This is a genomic window from Actinoplanes sp. NPDC049265, assembly GCF_043197135.1.
Classification (GTDB): Bacteria; Actinomycetota; Actinomycetes; order Mycobacteriales; family Micromonosporaceae; genus Actinoplanes.
This window is the reverse complement of record NZ_JBICSP010000059.1, coordinates 1-2,543: the sequence shown is the minus strand read 5'-3', so window position 1 is coordinate 2,543 and position 2,543 is coordinate 1. Positions and strand designations below refer to the sequence as shown.

Sequence of the window (2,543 nt, the reverse complement as noted above, 5' to 3'; positions counted from 1 at the left end):
TGCTTACCGGGACGACGGGGAGTGTGTTGTCGGGTCGGTTGGCGTATTTCTTGGGTTTGGAGGGGCCGGCGGTGACGGTGGATACGGCGTGTTCGTCGTCGTTGGTGGCGTTGCATCAGGCTGTTGCGGCGGTGCGTGGTGGTGAGTGTGGTTTGGCGGTTGCTGGTGGGGTGACGGTGATGTCGTCGCCGGGGGTGTTGGTGGAGTTTTCGCGTCAGCGTGGGTTGTCGGCTGATGGGCGTTGTAAGGCGTTTGCGGAGTCGGCGGATGGTACGGGGTGGGGTGAGGGTGCGGGTGTGGTGGTGTTGGAGCGTTTGTCTGATGCGCGGGTGAATGGGCATCGGGTGTTGGCGGTGGTGCGGGGTTCGGCGGTGAATCAGGATGGTGCGTCGAATGGTTTGACGGCGCCGAATGGTCCGTCGCAGCAGCGGGTTATTCGGCAGGCGTTGGCGGGTGCTGGTCTTTCTGGTGCGGATGTTGATGTGGTGGAGGGGCATGGTACGGGGACTCGGTTGGGTGATCCGATTGAGGCGCAGGCGTTGTTGGCGACGTATGGGCGGGAGCATTCTGCGGATAGGCCGTTGTGGCTTGGTTCGTTGAAGTCGAATGTTGGTCATACGATGGCTGCGGCGGGTGTTGGTGGTGTGATCAAGATGGTGGAGGCGATGCGTCGTGGTGTGTTGCCTTCGACGTTGCATGTTGATGCGCCGACGTCTTTTGTTGATTGGGGTGAGGGTTCGGTTCGGTTGTTGACCGAGTCGCGGGAGTGGCCGCGGGTGGGTCGGCCGCGGCGGGCGGGGGTGTCGTCGTTCGGGATTAGTGGGACTAATGCGCATGTGATTTTGGAGGAGGCGCCGGAGCCGGATCCGGTGTCGGATCCGGTGTCGGGTTCGGTGTCGGGTTCGGTGTCGGGTTCGGGGCCGGTGGGGTGGGTGGTGTCGGCTCGTTCGGCGGAGGTGTTGCGTGAGTTCGCGGGTCGGGTGGGGGTGGTTGCTGGTGCCGCGGATGTGACGGTTGCTGATGTGGCGGTGACGTTGGCGGGTCGTAGTGTTTTTGAGCATCGTGCGGTGGTGGTGGGTTCGACTCGTGAGCAGTTGGTGGCGGGTTTGGGTGCTGTTGCTGGTGGGGTGTCGGCTGAGGGTGTGGTGAGTGGTGTTGCCGGGGCCGGTAAGACGGTGCTGGTGTTTCCTGGTCAGGGGTCGCAGTGGGATGCGATGGCTCGTGATTTGTATGTGACGGCTCCGGTGTTCAGGTCGCGTCTTGATGAGTGTGCGTCGGCTCTTGCTGAGTTTGTCGAGTGGGATTTGTTGCAGGTGTTGTTGAGCGATGACGGTGCTGTGTTGTTGTCGCGGGTGGATGTGGTGCAGCCGGCGTTGTTCGCGGTGATGGTGTCGTTGGCTGCTTTGTGGCGTTCTCATGGTTTGCGGCCGGATGCGGTGGTTGGGCATTCGCAGGGGGAGATCGCTGCGGCGTGTGTGGCTGGTGTGTTGTCGTTGCGGGACGCGGCGCGGGTGGTGGCGTTGCGTAGTCGGGCGATTCGTGTGCTGGCTGGGCAGGGTGGGATGGTGTCGGTCGCGTTGCCGGTTGAGCAGGTGCGGGCGCGGTTGGTGCGGTGGGGTGGTGATATTGGTGTCGCTGTGATTAATGGGCCGGGGTCGACGGTGGTGTCGGGTAGTGCGTCGGCGTTGGATGAGTTGCAGGCTGTTTGTGATGCTGATGGGGTGCGGACGCGGCGGGTTCCGGTTGATTACGCGTCGCATTCGTGGCATGTCGATGGTATTCGTGACGAGGTGTTGCGGTTGTTGGCGCCGGTTCGTCCGCGGGCTGGTGATATTCGTTTTTATTCGACGGTGACGGGGCGGGTGGCGGATCCGGCGGAGTTGGATGCGGAGTATTGGTTCCGTAATCTTCGTGGGACTGTCGAGTTTGAGGCTACGACGCGGTTGTTGTTGGCTGATGGTTACGGTTTTTTTGTTGAGTCGAGTGCTCATCCGGTTTTGGTTCCGGGGTTGCAGGAGACGATTGATAGTGCGGGTAGTTCGGCGCTTGGTTTCGGGACTTTGCGTCGTGGTGATGGTGGTATGGATGGTTTCCTGCGTTCGGTTGCTGAGGCTTTCACGGCGGGGGTTTTGCCGCGGTGGAGTTTGTCTGGTTTGCAGGGTGGCCGGTTGGTGACGTTGCCGACTTATCCGTTCCAGCGGTCGCGTTATTGGCTTGTTCCGGATAGTGGCCGGCGTGATGTCGGGGCGGTGGGGTTGACGGCGGCGGGGCATCCGTTGCTGGGTGCGGTGACCGAGGGTGCGGTGAGTACGGTGTTCACCGGCCGGATTTCGTTGGGTAGTCATCCGTGGCTGGCTGATCATGAGGTTGCCGGTAGTGTGGTTTTGCCTGGTGCGGTGTTCGTGGAGTTGGCGGTTCATGCCGGTGATCAGGTTGGGTGCGGCAGTGTTCGTGAGTTGACCGTGCAGGCGCCGTTGGTGTTGCCCGAGCATGGTGCGGTGCGGCTGCGTGTTGAGGTCGATCGTGGTGCCGGTGGTGAGCAC

1 protein-coding gene is annotated in these 2,543 nt (G+C 62.1%); it reads left to right on the top strand.

Going from position 1 to position 2,543, the window contains the following annotated elements:
* The coding region (locus tag ACGFIO_RS44285; protein WP_392837305.1) for a type I polyketide synthase at positions 1-2,543 on the top strand (2,543 nt) is incomplete at both ends.